Below are 21,374 nucleotides of genomic sequence, written 5' to 3'. Positions count from 1 at the left end.
CCCCCCCCCCCCCCCCCCCCCCCCCCCCCCCCCCCCCCCCCCCCCCCCCCCCCCCCACGGCCGTGCTCAGCCCGCCACCGCCCCCGCCGGCCGCCTGGACCGTACGTGCCAACGGCCGTCCGTGCGCGTCAGCACCATCGGCAGACCGAAGCACGCGCTGACCGAGTCACCGGTCAGCACCTCGTCCACCGGCCCCCGCGCGAGGACCCGGCCCGCACGCAGCAGCAGCGCGTGCGACGTGCCCTCCGGCAACTCCTCCAGGTGATGCGTCACCAGAACCGTCGCAAGCCCCGGATCCGCCGACCGCAACGCGTCCAGCCCTCGCAGCAGTCGCTCACGACCCGGCACGTCCAGACCCGTCGCCGGCTCGTCCAGGAGCAGCAGCCGAGGCCTCGGCAGCAGCGCCCGCGCGATCAGCACCCGCCCCCGCTCGCCCTGCGACAACTGCGGCCACCGCGCCTGAGCGAGACCCGCCACCCCCAGCAGCTCCAACAGCTCATCCGCGTACGCGAGTTGCTCCGCCGACACCGAACGGCGCGGCACCGGCTCCACGCTGCCGGTGAGCCCGGTCAGTACGACCTCCCGCACCCGCAGCGGCGACCGCAGCGGATGCCGCGGGTCCACGTGCCCCACCAGCGCACGCAACTCCCGCAGATCCACCCGCCCGATCCGGTGCCCGAGCAGCTCCACCGCACCCCGCGTCGGATGCGCCAGCGCCCCCAGCAGCCGCAACAGCGTCGTCTTGCCCGCACCGTTCGCCCCGAGCAGCGCCCAGTGCTCACCGGCCCGCACCGCCAACGACACCCCGTCGAGCAGCACACGCCCCTCTCGTACGACCGAGGCGTCCGACACCCGCAGGACCGCGTCACGCCCGCCGAGACACCCCAACTCGCCCATCACAGGCCCCTGTTCACAGCGGCGAGCACCGCCGACACCGCGGCCGTCACCGTCGCGGGCGCCAGGCCCGCACCCCAGACGACCCGCTCACCGACCCGGCACTTCACATACGCCGCAACCGACGCCTCCGCGCCCGGACCCGTCGCGTGCTCCACGAAGTCCAGGACCGCCACCTCCACCCCGGCCGCCGCCAGGGCCCGCGTGAACGCCGACACCGGACCGGGGCCCGTGCCCTCGTAGTCACCCGCCCGCTCGTGCACGCTCAGCGCACCCACGAAGCGGTACTCGCCCGACGGATCCCGGTCCACCCGCCAGGACGCGAGGCGCACCTGCTCACCGGCCGCACCCGGCGTCACGTACGCCGCCTCGAACAGCTCCCACAGCGACGCGGGGTCGGCCTCACCGCCACTGTCGTCCGTCGCCGCCTGCACCACCCGAGCGAACTCCGCCCGCAGCTCACGCGGCAGATCCACCCCGCGGTGCGCCCGCAGCAGATGCGCCACACCGCCCTTGCCCGACTGGCTGTTCACCCGGATCACGGCCTCGTACGTCTGCCCCAGATCCGCCGGATCGACCGGCAGATACGGCACGTCCCACGGAGCCTCCGACTCCGCCACCCCCAACTCCCGCGCCCGCAGCGCATGGTGGGCCATCCCCTTGCTGATCGCGTCCTGATGCGTCCCCGAGAACGCCGTGTGCACCAGCTCACCGCCGTACGGATGCCGAGGGTGCACCGGCAGCCGGTTGCAGTGCTCCACCGTCCGCCGCACCGCGTCGATGTCCGAGAAGTCGACCATCGGGTCCACACCCTGCGTGTACAGGTTCAGCGCCAGCGTCACCAGGTCCACATTGCCCGTCCGCTCCCCGTTGCCGAACAGGCAGCCCTCCACCCGCTGCGCCCCCGCGAGCACCGCCAGCTCCGCGCAGGCCACCCCCGTACCGCGGTCGTTGTGCGGATGCACGGACAGGATCACCGACTCGCGCCGGTCCAGATGGCGGTGCATGTACTCGATCTGGTCCGCGTACACGTTCGGCGTCGCCACCTCCACCGTCGCCGGCAGATTGAGCGTCACCGGACGCTGAGGGCAGGCGTCCCACAGCTCCGTCACCGCCCCGCACAGCTCCAGGACGAAGTCCGGCTCGGTCAGGTTGAACACCTCGGGCGAGAACTGGAACCGCAGCCCCTCCCGGTCGCCGCCCAGCTTCACCATGAGCCGCGCCGCGTCCTCGACCATCGCCCGCAGCTCGCCCCGCCCCTTGCCGAGCACCACGTCCCGCCAGACCGGCGCGGTCGCCGCGTACAGATGCACCACCACCCGCGGCAGCCCCTCGACCGCCGCGAACGTGCGCTCGATCAGATCGCGACGCGCCGGCGTGAACACCACGACCGTCACATCGTCCGGCACCTCACCCCGCGCGACGGCCCCCGCCAGATGCCGTACGAAGTCGAAATCCGTCCGGCTCGCCGACGGATACGCGACCTCGATCTCCTTGAACCCCATGGCCACCTGCAGATCGAACAGGCGCCGCTTGCGATCCGTCCCCATCGGCTCGGCCAGCGCCTGGTTCCCGTCCCGCAGATCCACCGGCACCCACAGCGGCGCCCGCTCGATCCGCGCGGAGGGCCAGTCCCGCGACACCGGCTCGGACAGGGAGACCCGCGCGTGGGCGGGCCGGTAGCGGTGGAACGGCATGCCGCTCGCCGCCTGCGGATTCCAGTCGTACGCGACGGAGTTCACGCTGATCTTTTCCACGGTCGTCCTTCTCGGTCGTCCCTCTCGGTCGGCGACCGGCAGCACGGCACCCCGCGGCGGGGTGCCGGTCGTGTCAGACCCCGCCGCGGCAGCCGAGAAGAAGAACTCCGCAGAAGAACATGCCCGTTACACTAGACACACCTCCGCTCCTCAGACAAGTTGTTTCCGCCGTGCGTCCCTCGCGCTCCTGGCACCCCTCGCGCTCCTCGCCCCCCCCGAGGCGCCCGGCCCCTCGGAAGGCCCACCCCATGCCCACACCCACACCCCCGCCTACGCCCTCGCCCACACCCTCGCTCGGGCCCCTCCGCCCCAGCCCCCTCGTCGAGCAGGCCACCGAACGCCTGCGCACCCGGATCGCCGCGGGGGACTGGCCCGTCGGCACCCGGCTCCCCGGCGAGACCACCCTCGCCAAGGAACTCGGCATCGGCCGCTCCACCCTCCGCGAAGCCCTCCGCGCCCTCGCCGGAGCCGGACTCGTCCAGGCCCGCCAGGGCGCCGGGGTCTTCGTCACCGCCCTCCACCCCACCGAGGACTGGCCCACCCGCCTGCGCCGCGCCGCGGTCGTCGACGTCTACGAGGTCCGCATGCTCGTCGAGGTCGAAGCGGCCCGCCTCGCCGCGGAACGCCGCACCCCCGCCGACATCGCGGCCCTGCACACCGCCCTCGCCGCCCGCCGCGAGGCGGCCGCGGCGGACGACGCGGCCTTCGTGGACGCCGACATCGCCCTGCACGCCGCCGTGGTCGCCGCCGCCCACAACCCCGTACTCACCGACCTCTTCGCCGAGTTCGCCCCCGCCCTCCGCCAGGCCCTCATCGACCTCCTGACCCTCCTCACCCTCCGCACCCCCGACCCCAACCCGGGCGACGACACCCACGAGGCCCTCGTCCACGCGATCGACCAGGGCGACCAGGAGGGCGCCGCGCGGGCGTTGCGGGGGGAGTTGGGGGAGACGTTGGGACGGTTGCGGGGGTGATGGAGCCGGGCGTAACCCGTACGGATTCGAGTCGTTGTTCGGTTTGTGAACGTTGATGCACGTGGTGAGCGGCGGGGTTCGGTGCAGGTTTGTGCAGCCAGGGGAGAGGGGTGGAGTTGTGGGCGGAGGTCAGATCGGCACGCGTTCGCGTCCGCCAGAGGGATTTGTGGGGCGCACTATCAACAGGAGCGCCTGGGTAAACCATTGAAGCCACTCCGGTCAAGGTGAGGGCAGGGGCAGGTGATCGCCATGGTTGAAAGCGGCCTCGTCCAATGCCTCGACTGTCGGGAAGTAAAGGAGCTGACCGAATACACGCTGGACGCGAGGACGAAGATGCCGCGCCCGTACTGCAAGCCCTGCAATGCCGGGCGGTTTCGCCTGAGCCACTACAAGGTGACGAAGGAGTTCGTCGATGAACTCCTGATGTTTCAGGACGGAGTGTGCGCGATATGCGGGACTCGGGACATGGGGGCGGGCCGGTACTCCACACATCGACCACGATCACGCGTGCTGCCCCGGTGCGCGAGCCTGTGGGCGATGCGTTCGTGGCCTGGTGTGCGGGAAATGCAACATCAACGGCATCTCCTGGTATGAGACGCTGCCGTCGCACCTCAAGACCTTCGAGGTGATGAATGTCTATCTGGCCGACCCGCCGGCCGGTCGACTGAGGCGGAAACTCAGTCGATAGTTGACCAGTCCTTCATCGCCGCTCGGCTGGAAAAGTCAGCCACGTTCTTGTCGAGCGGCGTCGAAGTGTATTGGTGGATACGCCACTTGGCCTGGATTCGGGGCTTTCCGGCCGTGACATAGTCGGCAATCCAGAGGAAGTCACCCGCGTAGGATGTCTTATCGACAGTTAGCCAGAAATTCCGATTACAGTACAGGCCCGCTCGATTCGAAGGCCGAAGCCGTTTCACTTCCTCGATGAACTGATCCTTCTGCGCATTACTCGCGTAAGTCCCCTCTCCGGTTGACTCCCAGTCACAAGCCAGAATGTCCCCCATTCTCTCCACCGCCTTGGAGACGAAGTACTCCGCCTGCGCCTTGATGTTGTCCGGCCACAGGAAGTGGTAGAAGCCCACCACGCAGCCGGCGTCGCGGGCCTTCTTCACCTGGGCGTTCATGCGGGGGTTGACGTAGGAGCGGCCCTCTGTCGCCTTGACGATGACGAAGTCGACGCCCTCGGTGCTGAAGTCGGACTGGTAGGAACTGACGTCTATCCCGCGGATCATGAAGTCGCCTTCCGGTGATCGGGAGATCTGGGGTCTGTGACGTGCCCGGCCGTGGAGGGGGCGAAACCCGTACGCGCGGCAGGGGCGGAAAGCGTGAAAGGTCCGCCCATGGCATCCACAAGCCGGACACAACGGGAAGGCGGGCTACGGCAGTCAGCGCAGCGGATAATCGGTTGCGGCGCCCTCGCCCGAGCTGCTTACCGTAGGAACATGCAGCCAGCCGTACCGCAGCACGCGATGCGTTCCACGACGACGCCGGACACCGTCCCGGCGCGCTGACTGCTGATCCACCACCGCAAGTCCAAGCCCCGGGCGAGTGCCCCGGGGCTTCGCCGTGTGGTCACTCGCTCGCCTGTCTCAGCGAGGAGACCAGCCATGAACCCCGCCCCCGAACAGCACGACCACCGGCGCCTCGGCCGCGCCCTCGACCTCTTCGACACCGACCCGCTGATGGGCGCGGGCCTGCCGTACTGGCTGCCCGACGGCGCCGTGATCCGGCATGAAGTGGAGGAGTATGTGAGGGAGTTGGAGCGGCTCGCCGGGTATCGGCATGTGTACTCGCCCGTGCTCGGCAAGCGTGAGCTGTACGAGATCTCGGGGCACTGGTCGCACTACAGCGACGACATGTTCCCGCCTATGCACCTCGGCCCGGGCGCGGACGGCGAGGAGGTCGTGCTGCGGCCCAGCCTCTGTCCGCACCACGCCCTCATCTACCGCTCCCGCGCCCACAGCTACCGTGAACTGCCTCTGCGTGTGGCCGAGTTGGGCGGGATGTACCGCGCGGAGCTGTCCGGTGTGCTCGGCGGGCTCACCCGGGTGCGGGCGATCCAGCTGAACGACGCGCATGTGTTCTGCACTCTCGACCAGGCCGCCGACGAGGCGCGCGCCGCGCTGCGGCTGATCCGGCGGGCGTACGCGGACCTGGGTATCGAGGCGGCGCGGTACCGCCTGTCGCTGCCGGGCGCGGGCGGGAAGTACGTGGCCGGCCCGGCGATGTGGGAGCGGGCGGCGGCGCTGCTGACCGAGGTGCTGGACGCGGAGGGGCTGCCGTACGAGGCGGTCGAGGGGGAGGCGGCGTTCTACGGGCCGAAGATCGATGTGCAGATCGTGGACCGCGCGGGGCGGGAGTCGACCCTGTCGACCGTGCAGGTCGACTTCCACCAGCCGGAGCGTTTCGGCCTGGAGTACGTGGGGGCGGACGGGGCGCGGCACCGGCCGGTGATGGTGCACCGGAGCGTCGTCGGGAGCGTGGAGCGGTTGGTGGCGCGGCTGATCGAGGTGTACGGGGGTGCGTTTCCGGCGTGGCTGGCGCCGTTGCAGGTGGCGGTGGTGCCGCTGTCCCAGGCGCAGGTGCCCGAGGCGGAGCGGTGCGTGGAGCGGTTCGTGCGGGCCGGGCTGCGGGCGGAGCTCGTCGGGCCGGAGCGGGGGAGTCTGGGGGCGCGGATCAGGGCGGCACGCCTTGTGCCGTATCAGGCGGTGATCGGGCCCGAGGAGGCGGTGGACGGGCGGGTGGCGTTGCGGTTGCGGGGTGGGCGCCGGCTGGAGCCGTTGCCGGTGGCGGAGGCGCTGGCGGGGATCGGGGCCGGTGTGCGGGCGCGGAGCGGGGCGCTGTGGTCGGAGTCACCGCTCTGACCTGCGCGGGTTGTGCGATTCTGGAGGCAGAGCCCGACCGGCTCCCGGACGAGGTGCGCCGTACCCGGTATCGACGACGGCGCCGAAGGGAGCCGTTCCGTCATGGCTTGGATCGTTCTTGTCGTCTCCGGTGTCCTCGAGGCCGTCTGGGCGACCGCGCTCGGCAAGTCCGAGGGGTTCAGTCGTCTCGCGCCCACCGTGGTCTTCGGTGTGGGTCTCGTCCTGAGCATGGCCGGCCTGGCCTTCGCGCTGCGCACGCTGCCGGTGGGCACGGGGTACGCGGTGTGGGTGGGCATCGGCGCGGTGCTGACCGTCGTGTACGGGATGGTGTTCGGCGGTGAGCCGGTGTCGTTGCTGAAGCTGCTGCTGCTCGCGGGGATCGTGGGCTGTGTGATCGGCCTCAAGGCGCTGCACTGAGCGGGCCTGTCGATACGTACGACGTACGTACGACGAGGGGTCGATACGTACGAAGAGGGCGCCGTGGTCGAACGACCACGGCGCCCTCTTCGTACGGCCGGCTGTCTCAGCACTCGATGATGTTCACCGCGAGTCCGCCGCGCGCGGTCTCCTTGTACTTGACGGACATGTCGGCGCCGGTGTCCCGCATGGTCTTGATGACCTTGTCGAGGGAGACCTTGTGGGAGCCGTCGCCGCGCATGGCCATCTTGGCGGCGGTGACGGCCTTCACGGCGGCCATGCCGTTGCGCTCGATGCAGGGGATCTGGACGAGGCCGCCGACGGGGTCGCAGGTGAGGCCGAGGTTGTGCTCCATGCCGATCTCGGCGGCGTTCTCGACCTGCTCGGGGGAGCAGCCGAGGACCTCGGCGAGGGCGCCCGCGGCCATGGAGCAGGCGGAGCCGACCTCGCCCTGGCAGCCGACCTCGGCGCCGGAGATGGAGGCGTTCTCCTTGAAGAGCATGCCGATGGCGCCGGCGGCGAGGAGGAAGCGTACGACGCCCTCTTCGTCGGCTCCGGGCACGAAGTTCATGTAGTAGTGCAGGACGGCGGGGATGATGCCGGCGGCGCCGTTGGTGGGGGCGGTGACGACGCGGCCGCCCGCGGCGTTCTCCTCGTTCACGGCCATGGCGTAGAGGGTGATCCACTCCATGGCGAGGGCGGCCGGGTCGCCCTCGGAGCGCAGCTTGCGGGCGCTGTTCGCGGCGCGGCGGCGGACCTTGAGGCCGCCGGGGAGGATGCCTTCGCGGGACATGCCGCGGGAGACGCAGGACTGCATGACGCGCCAGATGTCGAGGAGGCCCTCGCGGATCTCGTCCTCGGTGCGCCAGGCCTTCTCGTTCTCCAGCATGAGGGCGGAGATGGACAGGCCGGTCTCGTTCGCGAGGCGGAGCAGTTCGTCGCCGGTGCGGAAGGGGTACTTGAGGACGGTGTCCTCGGGGACGATCGGGTTCTCGCCCGCCACGGCATCGTCGTCGACGACGAATCCGCCGCCCACGGAGTAGTACGTCTTCTCCAGGACGAGGGCGCCCTCGTTGTCGTACGCGTGGATCGTCATGCCGTTGGCGTGGTACGGCAGGGCCTTGCGGCGGTGCAGGATCAGGTCTTCGTCGAAGTCGAAGCCGATCTCGTGGGCGCCGAGGAGGTTGATGCGGCCGCTCTGCTTGATGTGCTCGAAGCGGTCGTCGGCGCTCTCCACGTCGACGGTGCGCGGGGAGTCGCCCTCCAGGCCGAGGAGGACGGCCTTGGGGGTGCCGTGGCCGTGGCCGGTGGCGCCGAGGGAGCCGAAGAGTTCGGCGCGGACGGCGGTGGTGTGGGCGAGCAGGCCCTCGTTCTTGAGGCGGCGGGCGAACATCCGGGCGGCGCGCATCGGGCCCACCGTGTGGGAGCTGGACGGGCCGATGCCGATCGAGAACAGGTCGAAGACCGAGATGGCCACGGGGAACTCCAAGGGGTGTTTGGTAGACGCCGTTGTCTGCCGGGGTGACGCAGAGAAACAAGGGCGGTGCAGGACGTGCGGGGAACGTGGACGCGGTGCGGGGCACCTCGCTCACTGCCACTGTCCAGTGTGCGGGGTGCCCCGACCTTTCGTACGTACGAACTAAAGGGTACGAAATAGTCCCGGTTTACTTCAGGCCGGGGTAGAGCGGGTGCTTCTCGGCGAGGGCGGTCACGCGGGCCTTGAGCGACTCGGCGTCGAAGTCCGGCTTGAGCGCCTCGGCGATGATGTCGGCGACCTCGCGGAAGTCCTCGGCCCCGAAGCCGCGCGTGGCGAGCGCCGGGGTGCCGATCCGCAGGCCGGAGGTGACCATCGGGGGCCGCGGGTCGTTCGGGACGGCGTTGCGGTTGACCGTGATGCCGACCGCGTGGAGGCGGTCCTCGGCCTGCTGCCCGTCGAGCTCGGAGTTGCGCAGGTCGACGAGGACCAGGTGCACGTCGGTGCCGCCGGAGAGGACGTCGACGCCGACGGCCTTGGCGTCGTCCTGGACGAGACGCTCGGCCAGGATGCGGGCGCCGTCCAGGGTGCGCTGCTGGCGCTCCTTGAAGTCCTCGCTCGCCGCGACCTTGAACGAGACGGCCTTGGCGGCGATCACGTGCTCCAGGGGGCCGCCCTGGAAGCCGGGGAAGACCGCGGAGTTGAGCTTCTTGGCGAAGTCCTTGGTGCGGGCAAGGATGACGCCGCCGCGCGGGCCGCCGAGCGTCTTGTGCGTGGTGGAGGTCACCACGTCCGCGTACGGCACCGGGTTGGGGTGCAGTCCGGCGGCGACGAGACCGGCGAAGTGCGCCATGTCGACCCACAGCTTCGCGCCGACCTCGTCGGCGATCCGGCGGAACTCGGCGAAGTCGAGGTGGCGCGGGTAGGCGGACCAGCCGGCGATGATCACCTGCGGCCGGTTCTCCTTGGCGAGGCGCTCGACCTCGGCCATGTCGACCAGACCGGCCTCGTCCACGTGGTACGCGACCACGTTGAACTGCTTGCCGGAGAAGTTCAGGCGCATGCCGTGGGTGAGGTGCCCGCCGTGCGCCAGGTCGAGGCCGAGGATCGTGTCGCCGGGCTGGGCGATCGCGAAGAGGGCGGCCTGGTTGGCGGAGGCGCCGGAGTGCGGCTGGACGTTGGCGTACTCGGCGCCGAACAGGTCCTTGATCCGGTCGATCGCGATCTGCTCGGTGACGTCGACGTGCTCGCAGCCGCCGTAGTAGCGGCGGCCCGGGTAGCCCTCGGCGTACTTGTTGGTGAGGACGGTGCCCTGCGCCTCCATGACGGCGACCGGAGCGAAGTTCTCCGAGGCGATCATTTCGAGGGTGGACTGCTGGCGGTGCAGCTCGGCGTCGACGGCGGCGGCGACGTCGGGGTCGAGCTCGTGGAGAGGGGTGTTCAGCACAGACATGGGTACGGCGCCTCAGCTTCCGGAGAACTCGGTGTACTCGTCGGCGGACATCAGGTCCTGCTGCTCCTCGGAGACGCGGACCTTGAAGAGCCAACCGCCCTCGAACGGGGCCGAGTTGACGAGCGACGGGTCGTTCACGACGTCCTCGTTGGCCTCGACGACCTCACCGGTGACCGGCGAGTACAGCTCGCTGACCGACTTGGTCGACTCCAGCTCGCCGCAGGTCTCGCCGGCGGTCACGGTCGCGCCGACCTCGGGCAGCTCGACGAAGACCACGTCGCCGAGGGCGTTCGCGGCGTGCTCGGTGATGCCGATCGTGGACACACCGTCGGCGGCCGGGGACAGCCACTCGTGTTCCTTGCTGTAACGCAGTTCCTTGGGGTTGCTCATGGCCTGGATTCTCCTGTACGCGGGGGAGTGCTGAGGGACGAGGGGAGGGGAGTGCGGAGCGGGTGTGTCACTTCTGCCGCTGGTAGAAGGGCAGCGCCACGACCTCGTACGGCTCGTGGGTGCCGCGGATGTCCACGCCGACGCCCTTGCTGCCGGGCTCGGCGTGCGCGGCGTCGACGTACGCCATCGCGATCGGCTTGCCGAGGGTCGGGGACGGGGCGCCGGAGGTGACCTCGCCGATGACCTCGCCGTCGGCGACCACAGCCATGCCGGCGCGGGGCACCCGGCGGCCCTCGGCGATCAGGCCGACGAGCTTGCGCGGCGGGTTCTTCTCGGCGCGCTCGGCGGCCTCCGCGAGGGGGCCCCGCCCCACGAAGTCACCGGTCTTCTCGAACTTCACGACGCGGCCGAGCCCGGCGTCGAACGGCGTCAGGGCGGTGCTGAGCTCGTGCCCGTACAGCGGCATGCCCGCCTCCAGGCGCAGGGTGTCGCGGCAGGACAGGCCGGCCGGGACGAGGCCGTACTCCTGGCCGGCCTCGGTGAGCGCCAGCCAGACCTGCTCGGCGTGCTCGGGCGCGAGGAACAGCTCGAAGCCGTCCTCGCCGGTGTAGCCGGTGCGGGCGATCAGGGCGGGGGCTCCCGCGACGGTGCCGGGCAGGCCCGCGTAGTACTTCAGGCCGTCGAGGTCGGCGTCCGTGACCGACTTGAGGATCGCGGGGGAGTGCGGGCCCTGCACGGCGAGCAGCGCGTACGCCTCGCGGTCGTCGCGGACCTCGGCGTCGAAGCCGGCGGCGCGCTCGGCGAGGGCGTCCAGGACGGTCTGGGCGTTGGAGGCGTTGGCGACGACCATGTAGGTGTCGGCCTCCAGGCGGTAGACGATCAGGTCGTCGAGGATGCCGCCGTCCTCGCGGCAGATCATGGTGTAGCGGGCGCGGCCGGGCTTGATGGAGCCCATGTTGCCGACGAGGGCGTGGTCGAGGAGGTCCGCGGCCTGCACGCCGGTGACGGTGATCTCGCCCATGTGGGAGAGGTCGAAGAGGCCGGCGGCGGTGCGGACGGCGTTGTGCTCGTCGCGCTCGCTTCCGTAGCGCAGCGGCATGTCCCAGCCCGCGAAGTCGGTCATGGTCGCGCCGAGCGAACGGTGCAGCGCGTCGAGCGCCGTACGGCGCGGCGATACGGATTGGCTCATGTGTGTGGCTCCCGGGGCATGACTGGCGAGGTCGTCCTCCCCATCTGTCATCGGAACCCGCGGTTTCACAACCGGGGATTCACAACCTGAGAGGTTCGCCGGGAGCCCGGCTTGCACCTTGGGTGGAGCCACGCAGCGCGGCTCGCTTTTCAGATCTGCCTCGCCCGCGCGGTAACTGGGCCTGAGAGATTCAAGGGAGGATCTTGCTCCTTCGGCGCCCCGATGCTGGCTGGGGGCTCTCCCGCGCGGATTCAAGCGGCCGGTATGGAGTTGGCCCGCACATCATTGCACGCCCGCGGCCGCGCGGAGCGGGCCGCTGCGGATCTGTGACCGGGCCGGTGCACGGCGACGGCCAGGTCACAGGTGGGCGAGGGTGGTGACACAGGTAATGGGGTAATCCGCTTGTGCCGCATTACCGTCTCTTTACAGTGGGCGGGGAAGAGTCGCGTGACCGAACGGGGAGGACGATCACGGTGCACAAGGCCAGCGCGTATCCGGCGATGACCGCGACGAGTGGTGTCGCGGTGCCCGAGCAGCCGGGCGCTGCGGCGGCGGAGGCGCTCGGTCCCGCGCCCGTGGTCCGTGACCTGCGGGACCGCGCGGGGCGGGCGCCGCGGCAGCTGTGCTTCGGCGCGGGCGACCTCGTCGTGGTCTCGGGCCTGCCCGGCAGTGGCAAGACGACGCTGATCGACCGCGTGGTGGCCTCGCCCCGGTTCGACTCCCAGAACGCCCGCGACCGCTGGGCCCGCCGCATGCCCGGCTTCCTGCCGTACGCGCTGTACCGCCCCCTGGTCCGGATCGCGCACTACGCCGGTCTGCGCCGCGCCCTGCGCTCCGGCGCGAGCGTCGTCGTGCACGACTGCGGTACGCAGTCCTGGGTGCGCCGCTGGCTCGCCCGCGAGGCGCTGCGCCGCGGCCGCGGTCTGCATCTGCTGCTGCTCGACGTCGACCCGGACACGGCCCTAGCCGGCCAGCGCGAGCGCGGTCGCGGCGTCTCGCGGTACGCCTTCGCGCGGCACCGCAGAGCCGTCGGCCGCCTGGTCCGGGACGCGGAGCGGGGCCGTATCCCGGCGGGCTGCGCCTCGGCGGTGCTGCTTGACCGGGACGCGGCGGACCGGCTGCGGGGGATCGGCTTCGGGCGCTGACCACCGCCGGGAGCGCCCGTGGACGGCTCCGCGCCGCCCCAACCCGAACAGCTAGGGTCGGGGACGCAGGTGCGGACGCGCAGGTGAAGCAGGGCGGCAGAGGTACGAGATGGACATTCCGGGACAGGATGCGCAGGGACCTCAGGGGTCGCAGGGGCCTCAGGGGTCGCAGGATCCTCAGGGACCTCAGGGGCATCCGTACGGAGGCTGGCCCGCGAACGAGCTGGAGGAGGTCCTCGCGGCCTCGCTCGGCGCCGGTGCCGAGCCCGGTCCCGCGTCGGCGGGCGGCCGGATCCTGCAAGTGCTCGGCCGCAGCCGCGTCTGGGTCCCGCTGCCGAACGGCGGCAGCCAGGACAGCCCGAACCTGGACCTGCCCACGATGGACATCGGCGGCGCCGCCTACGTACCGGTCTTCAGCTCCGAGGAACAGCTGCGCCGGGTCGCCGGTGAGCACATGCCGTACACCGTCGCGCCCGCCGTGGAGTTCGCCCGCGGCCTTCCGCCGCTGCTCGGCATCGCCGTGAACCCCGAGGGCGCGGTCGGGGTGCCGCTGCCGCCGCCCGCGGTGGCGGAGCTGTGCCGCACCGGCCGCACCGAGCTGGACGGGCCGACGACCGGCGGCCGGGTCCGGCTGTTCGAGCCGGACTGGCAGGACGACCCGGTGGACTTCCTGGCCGCCGCGGGCGAGGAGTTCGCCGCCACGGGCGTGGTGCACAGCGCGCGCCGCTGCCTCGCGAGCATCGAGGGCGGGAGCCCGGTGCTGTTCGTCGGCGTCGAGCTGTCGAACTGGGAGGGCAGCATGGGGGTCCCCCCTGGTCGAGCGGAGTCGAGAGCTTGGGGGAGGAATCCGCCGATGGACGCGCTCGGCCGTGCGCTCGGCCGCGTGCCGGTGGCGTGGCCGGTGAACCTGGTCCTCCTTGACGTCACCCAGGACCCGGTGGCGGACTGGATGCGGGAGAAGACGCGGCCGTTCCACACCGACGGCCACTGACGGGCGGAGCACCGTATTCCTCTTGTGGGCGGGTTGTGGGCGGGATTTCCGGCTGTGGAGCGCCGCTGCGAACCGCGCCGCATAAGCTGGTTTGATGACCCGGGTGTCCCCAGCGCGGCCCGGGTGCCCGGGTCGGGAGAAGTCGGGGACGGCAGTCGATGCGTACGGGGCGAAGGGGCGGTCAACTAGTGAGTGCGTCGGGCACGGCTGCGGTCGGGCATGTCGAGCACCTGCTGCGCCAGGTCACACCCGGGCGGTACGACGCCTACGAAGCGCTGCTCGGCGCGATCGCCGAGGGCCGGGTGTGGATGCTCCTCTGGCACGGCCAGGCCGGATCCCCGGACGCGCAGTACGGGAACATGGACGTGGAGGGCTTCGGCTACGCCCCCTGTGTGACCTCCGCGCAGGAGCTCGCCGCCTCCGGCTGGAACCGTGCGCACGAGGTCGTCGCAGGCGTCGACGTGGCTCGCACGCTCTTCCCCGACCAGTACGGACTCTGGCTCAACCCGCACGCGCCCGGCGGCGGCGTCGGCATTCCGTGGCTGGACCTGCGGCGCGTCGCGACCGGCCTGGACAAGGCCCCCGCCGGCCCTCTGCGGCTGTCCGAACCGGCCGTGGAGATCCCGCAGTTCTACGCCCATCTCACCCAGAACGCCCACCGCACGCCGGTGGTCCGCTCGCTGCGCCGGGCCTGGGTGCAGCCCGCGTTCGGCGCCCCTTATCTGGCGATCGGCCTGGATGTGTACGGCACGGACGCGGCGTCCGTCGACGCGGTGCGGGCGATGATGCAGCAGTCGATCGCGGCGGTGCCGGAGGGCCTGCCCGTCTCGACGGTCGCGCTCTCCGACGAGTACGACCCGGTCGCGATGTGGCTCCGCGCCAACTCCCGCCCGTTCTACGACAGAGAGGCCCACGTGGCCCCGGGCGGCGCGGGCTACGGCTACCCGCAGCAGGGCGCGTACTGACGCCTCCTCAATCGCCGGAGGGGCTCAAAATTGAGCCCCTCCGGCGATTGAGGAGCGGGGGGCCCGGGGGCTGGCCCCCGTGTCGGCTCGCGTAGTGGGACGGCCCACAACTTACGTCCACTTACGTCAAGTTGACCCTCATTCGCACCCCCGCGCGGCCGCGCACCGCGTTCGCATAACGGAAGCCCGCTGGCCACATCACGGTTGCGCATCCATTCACGGCCAGGGCTGGCGGGTGATCGCGACCACATTGAAGACTCCCCGGATGTACGGCCTTTCGGGCCTGTGTGCGAGCTGCCAGACCAAGCCGGCCCGAGGGCCGGTGCCGCTTGCGCCACGCATACGAACCAGTCGCTACAGCGGCAAGTGTGGGCCGGTCACCACCGGTTGAGAGGGGTCCCTGCCACGATGACGGCGCCAATGCATGACACACCCACGGACGTGGCGAAGGCCGCGCCCGTCGAGGCCGCGGACGGGTCCGGGGCCAAGAAGGTCGAAGGGCGCTCCCTCAAGCAGATCGCCTGGAACCGCCTGAAGCAGGACAAGGTCGCCCTGGCCGGTGGCATCGTTGTCGTGCTCCTGGTCGTGGTGAGCGTCTTCGCCCCGGTGATCGTCGGCCTCCTCGGCCACCCGCCGAACGAGGGCAACCTGGATCAGCTGGAAGACCTCACCAACCTGCCCAAGGGCGTGCTCGGCGGCATCAGCGGAGACTTCCTCTTCGGCGTCGAACCCAACACCGGCCGCGACGTGTTCAGCCGGATCGTCTACGGCGCCCGCATCTCGATGCTGGTCGCCGTGCTCGCCGCCCTCGTCGCCGTCGTCCTCGGCACGCTCTTCGGCATCATCGCCGGGTACTTCGGCGGCTGGGTGGACGCCCTGATCAGCCGGGTGATGGACGTGCTGCTCTCCTTCCCGCAGCTGCTCTTCATCATCGCCCTCGTCTCGGTGCTCCCTGACGACCTGTTCGGCCTCTCCGGCAGCGGCGTGCGCATCGTCACCCTGATCATGGTGATCGGCCTCTTCGGCTGGCCGTACATCGGGCGCATCGTGCGCGGTCAGACGCTGTCCCTGCGCGAGCGGGAGTACGTGGAGGCCGCGCGCAGCCTGGGCGGCGGATCGCGACACATCCTCTTCCGCGAACTGCTGCCGAACCTGGTCGCGCCGATCACCGTCTACACCACGCTGATGATCCCGACCAACATCCTCACCGAAGCGGCCCTGAGCTTCCTCGGCGTGGGTGTCCGACCGCCGACCGCCTCCTGGGGCGGCATGCTCAGGGACGCGCTCCAGGTCTACGAGCACGATCCGATGTTCATGGTCTTCCCCGGTCTGGCGATCTTCCTGACCGTGCTTGCCTTCAACCTCTTCGGCGACGGGCTGCGCGACGCCCTGGACCCCAAGGGAACCCGTTGACCCTCATCTGACCTGCCCCTGCCGCACCGTCAGGTGGCTTCTTCCCAAAGGCTCCTAGGCCGCCAGAGCCAAGGACCGAGAATCTCGGAGGATGCGAGACAAATGCCCAGAGCTTCCACGAAACGAAGGTTCACCGCAGGTGCGGCCCTGGTCGTCGCGGCGCTGATGACCACCACGGCCTGTGGCGGCGGCGACACCGAGGACGACAGCAAGGGTGCCGGCTACAACGCGGGCATCAACAAGGTCGCCAACCCGTCGAAGAAGAAGGGCGGCACGCTGCGGTTCATCGCGAAGCAGCCCATCGACTCGGCCGACCCGCAGCGCGCCTACTACGGCATGACCTGGGACTTCATGCGCTTCTACACGCGCACCCTGGTCACGTACGACACCAAGCCGGGCGAGGCGTCCAACAACCTGGTCCCCGACCTGGCCAAGGAAAAGGCCGAGATCAGCGAGGACGGCAAGACCTACACGTACAAGCTGCGTGATGGTCTGACCTGGGAGGACGGCTCGAAGCTGACCTCCAAGGACATCAAGTACGGCATCGAGCGCATCTGGGCGACCGAGGTCATCACCGGTGGTCCCGCGTACCTGAAGAACGTGCTCGACCCCAAGGGTGAGTACGAGGGCCCGTACAAGGACAAGTCGAAGGACAAGCTCGGTCTGAAGGCGATCGAGACGCCCGACGACCAGACCATCGTCTTCAAGCTCCCGAAGCCCAACAGCGACTTCGAGAACATGCTGGCCATGCCCTCCGGCTCCCCCGTGAAGCAGGAGAAGGACACCAAGGCCAAGTACGCGAACATGCCGTTCTCTTCCGGCCCGTACAAGTTCGAGTCGTACCGCCCCGGCAAGTCCCTGACGCTCGTGCGCAACGCCGAGTGGAACGAGTCCTCCGACCCGGTCCGGCCGGCCCTGCCGGACAAGGTGACGGTGACGTTCTCCACCAACAAGGAGGAGAACGACAAGAAGTTGATGGAGGGCAAGTACGACATCGACATGAACGGCACCGGTATGACCCAGTCGGGCCGTATCAGCGCCATGCAGGACCACAAGGACAACGTCGACAACATGGAGACGGACTTCATCCGGTACGTCGCCCTGGTCACGAAGACGAAGCCCTTCGACAAGCTGGAGTGCCGCAAGGCCGTCTTCTACGGCACGGACTTCGCCGCGCTGCAGAAGACCCGCGGCGGCAAGCTCGCCGCCGGTGAGATCGCGGTCAGCCCGCTGCCCAAGTCGATCCCGGGCTCGGACCCCAGCTACGACCCGTACGGCGTCCTGGAGCGCAAGGGCAAGCCGGACGTCGCCAAGGCCAAGGACGCGCTGAAGAAGTGCGGCAAGCCGAACGGCTTCTCCACCAAGATCAGCGCGCGCAGCGACCAGCCGCACGAGAAGGAAGCGGCCACGCAGCTGCAGCAGGACCTCGCGAAGGTCGGCATCAAGGTGGAGGTCGACACGATCGTCGGCTCCGAGTCCTCCAGCATCACCGGCTCGCCCTCGGTCGTCGAGAAGCGCGGCTACGGCATGATCATGGCCGGCTGGGGCCCGGACTTCCCGTCCGGCCAGGGCTTCGGCCAGCCGCTCTGGGACAGCCGCTTCATCTTCGAGAACGGCAACTACAACGAGGCGCAGGTCGCCGACCCGAAGATCGACAAGATGTTCGACGACGCCATCGCGGCCGAGACGCCCGAGGACGCCGCGAAGATCTACACCGACCTGAGCCACCGCGTGATCGACCAGGCCGTGTGGATGCCGTTCCTCCAGGAGAAGAACATCACCTGGCGCGGTTCGAGGGTGACCAACGTCTACACCTCCGCCGCCTACAGCGGTCGCTACGACTACATTTCGCTCGGCGTGAAGTAGTAGCCACCACCTCCCAACCGCCGAACCCCGCCAGTCCGAAGGGCAGGTGATGGCCCCGGTCGGCGGCCGGAGCTCCGCGACCCGGAGATCCGGCCGCCGGCGGGCCGCGCACAGTGCTTGCTTATCTCATCCGGCGCCTGGGCGCCGTCCTCGTGATGGTGCTGGTCGTCCTCCTGACGACCTTCGTCATCTTCTACATGCTGCCCAAGTGGTCGGGCCAGGACATCGCCGTGCTCTTCGCCGGCAAGAACTCCGGCGCCGAGCAACTGGAGGGCATCCGGCAGAAGTTGGGCCTGAGCGATCCGCTGCTCGTCCAGTTCTGGGAGTTCGTCAAGGGCATCCCGCTCGGCCGGGACTACGGCAGCGGTGACGACGTCACGCACTGTGGCGCGCCCTGCCTCGGCTACTCGTTCCGTACGGAACTCCCCGTCTGGGAGACCGTCAAGGACGCCCTGCCCGTCACGCTCGCGCTCGCCGGCGGTGCGGCCGTCCTGTGGCTCATCGGCGGTGTCACGGTCGGCGTCGTCTCCGCGCTGAAGCGGGGCACCGTCTGGGACCGCGCCGCGATGATCACCGCCCTCGGCGGTGTCTCCATGCCGATCTTCTTCACCGGCATGATCGCGATGGGCGTCTTCGTCCACAGCCTCGGCTGGTTCAGCCTCGACGACTCGCTCACCACGGGCGACTCGATCGGCACCTGGGTGGAGACGATGATCCTGCCCTGGATCGTGCTCGCCTTCCTCCAGGCCGCCATGTACGCACGGCTCACCCGCGCCACCATGCTCGAAGTGCTCGGCGAGGACTACATCCGTACCGCCCGCGCCAAGGGCGTCACCGAGCCCGTGGTCATCCGGCGGCACGCCCTGCGCTCCACGATGACCCCGATCCTCACCGTCTTCGGCCTGGACCTCGGCATCCTCATCGGCGGCGCCATCCTCACCGAGACCACCTTCAACCTGCCGGGCCTCGGCCAGGAGGCGGTCAAGGCGATCGAGGGCAAGGACCTGCCGATGATCCTCGGCGTCACGCTGTGCACGGCCCTCGCCATCGCCCTCGCCAACCTCGTCGTAGACCTGATGTACGCCGTGATCGACCCGCGAGTGAGGCTCGGATGAGCGACCTGAAGAAGACCGGAGCCGCCGTCGGCGAGCCGGTCGCGAGCGACTCTCCCGCACCCTCCGCGTTCCTCGAAGTACGCGACCTGAAGGTGCACTTCCCCACCGACGACGGCCTCGTGAAGTCCGTCGACGGCCTCAGCTTCCAGCTGGAGAAGGGGCAGACCCTCGGCATCGTGGGCGAGTCCGGCTCCGGCAAGTCCGTCACCTCGCTCGGCATCATGGGCCTGCACACCGCCGGTCAGTACGGCAAGCGCAAGGCGCGGATCTCCGGCGAGATCTGGCTGGACGGCCAGGAGCTGCTCACCACCGACCCGGACGAGGTGCGCCGCCTGCGCGGCCGCGAGATGGCGATGATCTTCCAGGATCCGCTCTCCGCGCTGCACCCGTACTACTCGATCGGCAAGCAGATCGTGGAGGCGTACCGCGTCCACCACGACGTCGACAAGAAGGCCGCGCGCAAGCGGGCGATCGAGATGCTCGACCGGGTCGGCATCCCGCAGCCCGACAAGCGCGTGGACTCCTACCCGCACGAGTTCTCCGGCGGTATGCGGCAGCGCGCGATGATCGCGATGTCGCTGGTCAACAACCCCGAACTCCTCATCGCCGACGAGCCGACCACCGCGCTCGACGTGACGGTGCAGGCGCAGATCCTGGACCTGATCCGCGATCTGCAGAAGGAGTTCGGCTCCGCCGTCATCGTCATCACCCACGACCTGGGCGTCGTCGCCGAGCTCGCCGACAACATCCTGGTGATGTACGGCGGCCGCTGCGTCGAGCGCGGCCCTGCGGAGAAGGTCTTCTACGAGCCCCAACACCCCTACACCTGGGGCCTGTTGGGCTCGATGCCGCGGATCGACAAGGAGCAGACCGAGCGTCTGATCCCGGTCAAGGGCTCCCCGCCCTCGCTGATCAACATCCCGTCCGGCTGCGCCTTCAACCCGCGCTGCCCGTACGCGGACGTGCCGAAGGGCAATGTGACCCGCGAGGTGCGCCCCGAGCTGGCCGAGACCGGCAGCGGCCACTGGAGCGCCTGCCACCTCTCCCCGGAGCAGCGGGAACGTATCTGGACCGAAGAGATTGCGCCCAAGCTGTGAGCGAAGACCGACGCGAAGAGCGACCCGAAGCGCGACGCGAAGAGCGAAGCGAAGAGCGAAGCGAAGACAGTGAACTCCGCGAGATGCGCGAGAACCGCGAAGACCGTCCCGAGGGGCAGGGCACGCCCGTGACGATTCCCGAGCAGAGCGCCGACTCCGGTTCCGGTTCCGCGGTGCTGAGCAAGGATCCCGCGCCGGGCGAGGTCCTGCTCAAGGTCACCGGCCTGCAGAAGCACTTCCCGATCCGCAAGGGCGTGCTGAAGCGGCAGGTCGGCTCGGTCAAGGCCGTCGACGGCCTCGACTTCGATGTCCGCTCGGGCGAAACCCTGGGCGTCGTCGGCGAGTCCGGCTGCGGCAAGTCGACCATGGGCCGGCTGATCACGCGGCTGCTCGAACCCACCGCGGGCACGGTCGAGTTCGAGGGCCGCGACATCACGCACCTCGGCGTGCGCGGGATGCGCCCGATGCGCCGCGACGTCCAGATGATCTTCCAGGACCCGTACTCGTCGCTGAACCCCCGGCACACCGTGGGCGCGATCGTCTCGGCCCCCTTCAAGCTCCAGGGCGTCACGCCCGAGGGCGGCATCAAGAAGGAGGTCCAGCGCCTCCTGGAGGTGGTCGGCCTCAACCCCGAGCACTACAACCGCTATCCGCACGAATTCTCCGGCGGTCAGCGCCAACGCATCGGCATCGCACGGGCGTTGGCCCTCAAGCCGAAGCTGGTCGTCGCCGACGAGCCGGTCTCGGCCCTGGACGTCTCCATCCAGGCGCAGGTCGTCAACCTCCTCGACGACCTCCAGGAAGAGCTCGGCCTCACCTACGTGATCATCGCCCACGACCTGTCGGTCATCCGGCACGTCTCGGACCGGATCGCGGTGATGTACCTCGGCAAGATCGTCGAGCTGGCGGACCGCAAGTCGCTGTACGAGTCGCCGATGCACCCGTACACGAAGGCGCTGCTCTCGGCCGTGCCGGTGCCGGACCCGCGGCGCCGCGCGGCGAAGAGCGAACGCATCCTGCTCCGCGGCGACGTGCCGTCCCCGATCGCCCCGCCGAGCGGCTGCCGCTTCCACACGCGCTGCTGGAAGGCGACGCAGATCTGCAAGACGGCCGAGCCCCCGATGCGCTCCCTGGCCACGGGCCACCAGGTCGCCTGCCACCACCCGGAGAACGCCGAGGACCAGGCCCCGCAGGACACGGTCCTGCTGACCGCGGCGGTGGCGGCCGCGGAAACGGCGGGCGTGGAGGTCCCGGAGGAGGCGGTTCCGGAGGGGGCGGTTCCGGAGGGCGCGTCGTCGTCGGCGTCCAAGGCTGAGGCGGACGAGGGCTAGCCGAGGAGCTTGTCCCCTACCCGCCCCTTCCCGAAAGTC

The 21,374-nt window shown here is 70.0% G+C and carries 19 protein-coding genes and 2 riboswitches; of the genes, 12 read left to right on the top strand and 7 right to left on the bottom strand.

Annotation, left to right across the window (positions count from 1 at the left end; all coding sequences use genetic code 11):
• Positions 1-66 precede the first annotated feature (66 nt).
• Both QIT00_RS06100 and QIT00_RS06095 read right to left on the bottom strand, forming a co-directional pair.
• Entirely contained in the window at positions 67-897 is an 831-nt protein-coding gene (locus QIT00_RS06100) for an ABC transporter ATP-binding protein (protein ID WP_282534060.1), read from the bottom strand.
• Entirely contained in the window at positions 897-2,591 is a 1,695-nt protein-coding gene (locus QIT00_RS06095; protein WP_282534292.1) for a 2-isopropylmalate synthase, read from the bottom strand. The genes QIT00_RS06100 and QIT00_RS06095 overlap by 1 nt, the downstream gene beginning before the upstream one ends.
• A gap of 308 nt (positions 2,592-2,899) precedes the next feature.
• On the opposite strand from QIT00_RS06095, the gene QIT00_RS06090 reads away from it, so the two are divergent.
• Both QIT00_RS06090 and QIT00_RS38900 read left to right on the top strand, forming a co-directional pair.
• Positions 2,900-3,625, top strand: coding sequence for a FadR/GntR family transcriptional regulator (locus tag QIT00_RS06090; RefSeq protein ID WP_282534059.1), 726 nt, complete (start codon positions 2,900-2,902; stop codon positions 3,623-3,625).
• Between the two features lie 490 nt (positions 3,626-4,115).
• A complete protein-coding gene (locus QIT00_RS38900) occupies positions 4,116-4,313 on the top strand; it encodes an endonuclease domain-containing protein (RefSeq protein ID WP_408909733.1) in 198 nt (65 codons plus the stop codon).
• On the opposite strand, the gene QIT00_RS06085 is transcribed toward QIT00_RS38900, so the two are convergent.
• The gene (locus QIT00_RS06085) at positions 4,303-4,857 is read right to left on the bottom strand and encodes a glycoside hydrolase family 25 protein (protein ID WP_282534058.1); all 555 of its coding nucleotides are present in this window, start codon (positions 4,855-4,857) and stop codon (positions 4,303-4,305) included. The two genes, QIT00_RS38900 and QIT00_RS06085, sit on opposite strands and share 11 nt — an antisense overlap.
• Positions 4,858-5,232: 375 nt before the next feature.
• Here QIT00_RS06085 and thrS point away from each other — a divergent pair, with 375 nt between their 5' ends.
• Together thrS and QIT00_RS06075 are read left to right on the top strand one after the other, a co-directional pair.
• The gene (gene thrS, locus QIT00_RS06080; RefSeq protein WP_282534057.1) at positions 5,233-6,489 is read left to right on the top strand and encodes a threonine--tRNA ligase; all 1,257 of its coding nucleotides are present in this window, start codon (positions 5,233-5,235) and stop codon (positions 6,487-6,489) included.
• A 26-nt stretch (positions 6,490-6,515) separates the two neighbouring features.
• Positions 6,516-6,575, top strand: a riboswitch (guanidine-III (ykkC-III) riboswitch).
• 16 nt (positions 6,576-6,591) lie between these two features.
• Complete coding sequence (locus QIT00_RS06075) at positions 6,592-6,906, top strand: DMT family transporter (protein ID WP_282534056.1); 315 nt, start codon at positions 6,592-6,594, stop codon at positions 6,904-6,906.
• A gap of 106 nt (positions 6,907-7,012) precedes the next feature.
• Here QIT00_RS06075 and QIT00_RS06070 read toward each other — a convergent pair whose 3' ends face one another.
• The 4 genes from QIT00_RS06070 to gcvT form a co-directional block, all read right to left on the bottom strand.
• Positions 7,013-8,383, bottom strand: a complete 1,371-nt coding sequence (locus QIT00_RS06070) for an L-serine ammonia-lyase (RefSeq protein ID WP_282534291.1) — start codon at positions 8,381-8,383, stop codon at positions 7,013-7,015.
• Positions 8,384-8,570: 187 nt separating this feature from the next.
• Positions 8,571-9,833, bottom strand: coding sequence for a serine hydroxymethyltransferase (gene glyA, locus QIT00_RS06065; RefSeq protein ID WP_282534055.1), 1,263 nt, complete (start codon positions 9,831-9,833; stop codon positions 8,571-8,573).
• A 12-nt stretch (positions 9,834-9,845) separates the two neighbouring features.
• The gene (gene gcvH, locus QIT00_RS06060; protein ID WP_282534054.1) at positions 9,846-10,223 is read right to left on the bottom strand and encodes a glycine cleavage system protein GcvH; all 378 of its coding nucleotides are present in this window, start codon (positions 10,221-10,223) and stop codon (positions 9,846-9,848) included.
• A 67-nt stretch (positions 10,224-10,290) separates the two neighbouring features.
• Positions 10,291-11,412, bottom strand: a complete 1,122-nt coding sequence (gene gcvT / locus QIT00_RS06055) for a glycine cleavage system aminomethyltransferase GcvT (protein ID WP_282534053.1) — start codon at positions 11,410-11,412, stop codon at positions 10,291-10,293.
• A gap of 159 nt (positions 11,413-11,571) precedes the next feature.
• Positions 11,572-11,666: riboswitch (glycine riboswitch) on the bottom strand.
• A 246-nt stretch (positions 11,667-11,912) separates the two neighbouring features.
• Between gcvT and QIT00_RS06050 the strand changes: the two genes are divergently transcribed.
• The 8 genes from QIT00_RS06050 to QIT00_RS06015 all read left to right on the top strand — a co-directional run bounded on the left by QIT00_RS06050 (position 11,913) and on the right by QIT00_RS06015 (position 21,335).
• A complete protein-coding gene (locus QIT00_RS06050; protein WP_408909732.1) occupies positions 11,913-12,557 on the top strand; it encodes an AAA family ATPase in 645 nt (214 codons plus the stop codon).
• Positions 12,558-12,666: 109 nt separating this feature from the next.
• Positions 12,667-13,548 (top strand): enhanced serine sensitivity protein SseB, encoded by an 882-nt coding sequence (locus QIT00_RS06045; protein ID WP_282534051.1) that lies wholly within the window; start codon positions 12,667-12,669, stop codon positions 13,546-13,548.
• A 188-nt stretch (positions 13,549-13,736) separates the two neighbouring features.
• Positions 13,737-14,513 carry an enhanced serine sensitivity protein SseB C-terminal domain-containing protein gene (locus QIT00_RS06040; protein WP_282534050.1) on the top strand — a complete coding sequence of 259 codons (777 nt, stop codon included), beginning with the start codon at positions 13,737-13,739 and terminating at the stop codon, positions 14,511-14,513.
• Between the two features lie 408 nt (positions 14,514-14,921).
• Positions 14,922-15,926, top strand: a complete 1,005-nt coding sequence (locus tag QIT00_RS06035) for an ABC transporter permease (protein ID WP_282534049.1) — start codon at positions 14,922-14,924, stop codon at positions 15,924-15,926.
• A 102-nt stretch (positions 15,927-16,028) separates the two neighbouring features.
• Positions 16,029-17,792, top strand: coding sequence for an ABC transporter substrate-binding protein (locus QIT00_RS06030; protein ID WP_282534048.1), 1,764 nt, complete (start codon positions 16,029-16,031; stop codon positions 17,790-17,792).
• Between the two features lie 113 nt (positions 17,793-17,905).
• Positions 17,906-18,907: an ABC transporter permease gene (locus QIT00_RS06025; protein ID WP_282534047.1), complete on the top strand. Its 1,002-nt coding sequence runs from the start codon at positions 17,906-17,908 to the stop codon at positions 18,905-18,907.
• Positions 18,904-20,004, top strand: coding sequence for an ABC transporter ATP-binding protein (locus tag QIT00_RS06020; protein WP_282534046.1), 1,101 nt, complete (start codon positions 18,904-18,906; stop codon positions 20,002-20,004). The genes QIT00_RS06025 and QIT00_RS06020 overlap by 4 nt, the downstream gene beginning before the upstream one ends.
• A gap of 83 nt (positions 20,005-20,087) precedes the next feature.
• Entirely contained in the window at positions 20,088-21,335 is a 1,248-nt protein-coding gene (locus QIT00_RS06015) for an ABC transporter ATP-binding protein (RefSeq protein WP_282534045.1), read from the top strand.
• Positions 21,336-21,374: the final 39 nt, after the last annotated feature.

It is taken from the genome of Streptomyces luteolus (assembly GCF_029968015.1).
In the GTDB taxonomy this organism is placed as follows: Bacteria; Actinomycetota; Actinomycetes; order Streptomycetales; family Streptomycetaceae; genus Streptomyces; species Streptomyces luteolus.
Note: the sequence above shows the minus strand (reverse complement) of the source record. Positions and strands in the feature narration are given on the sequence as shown.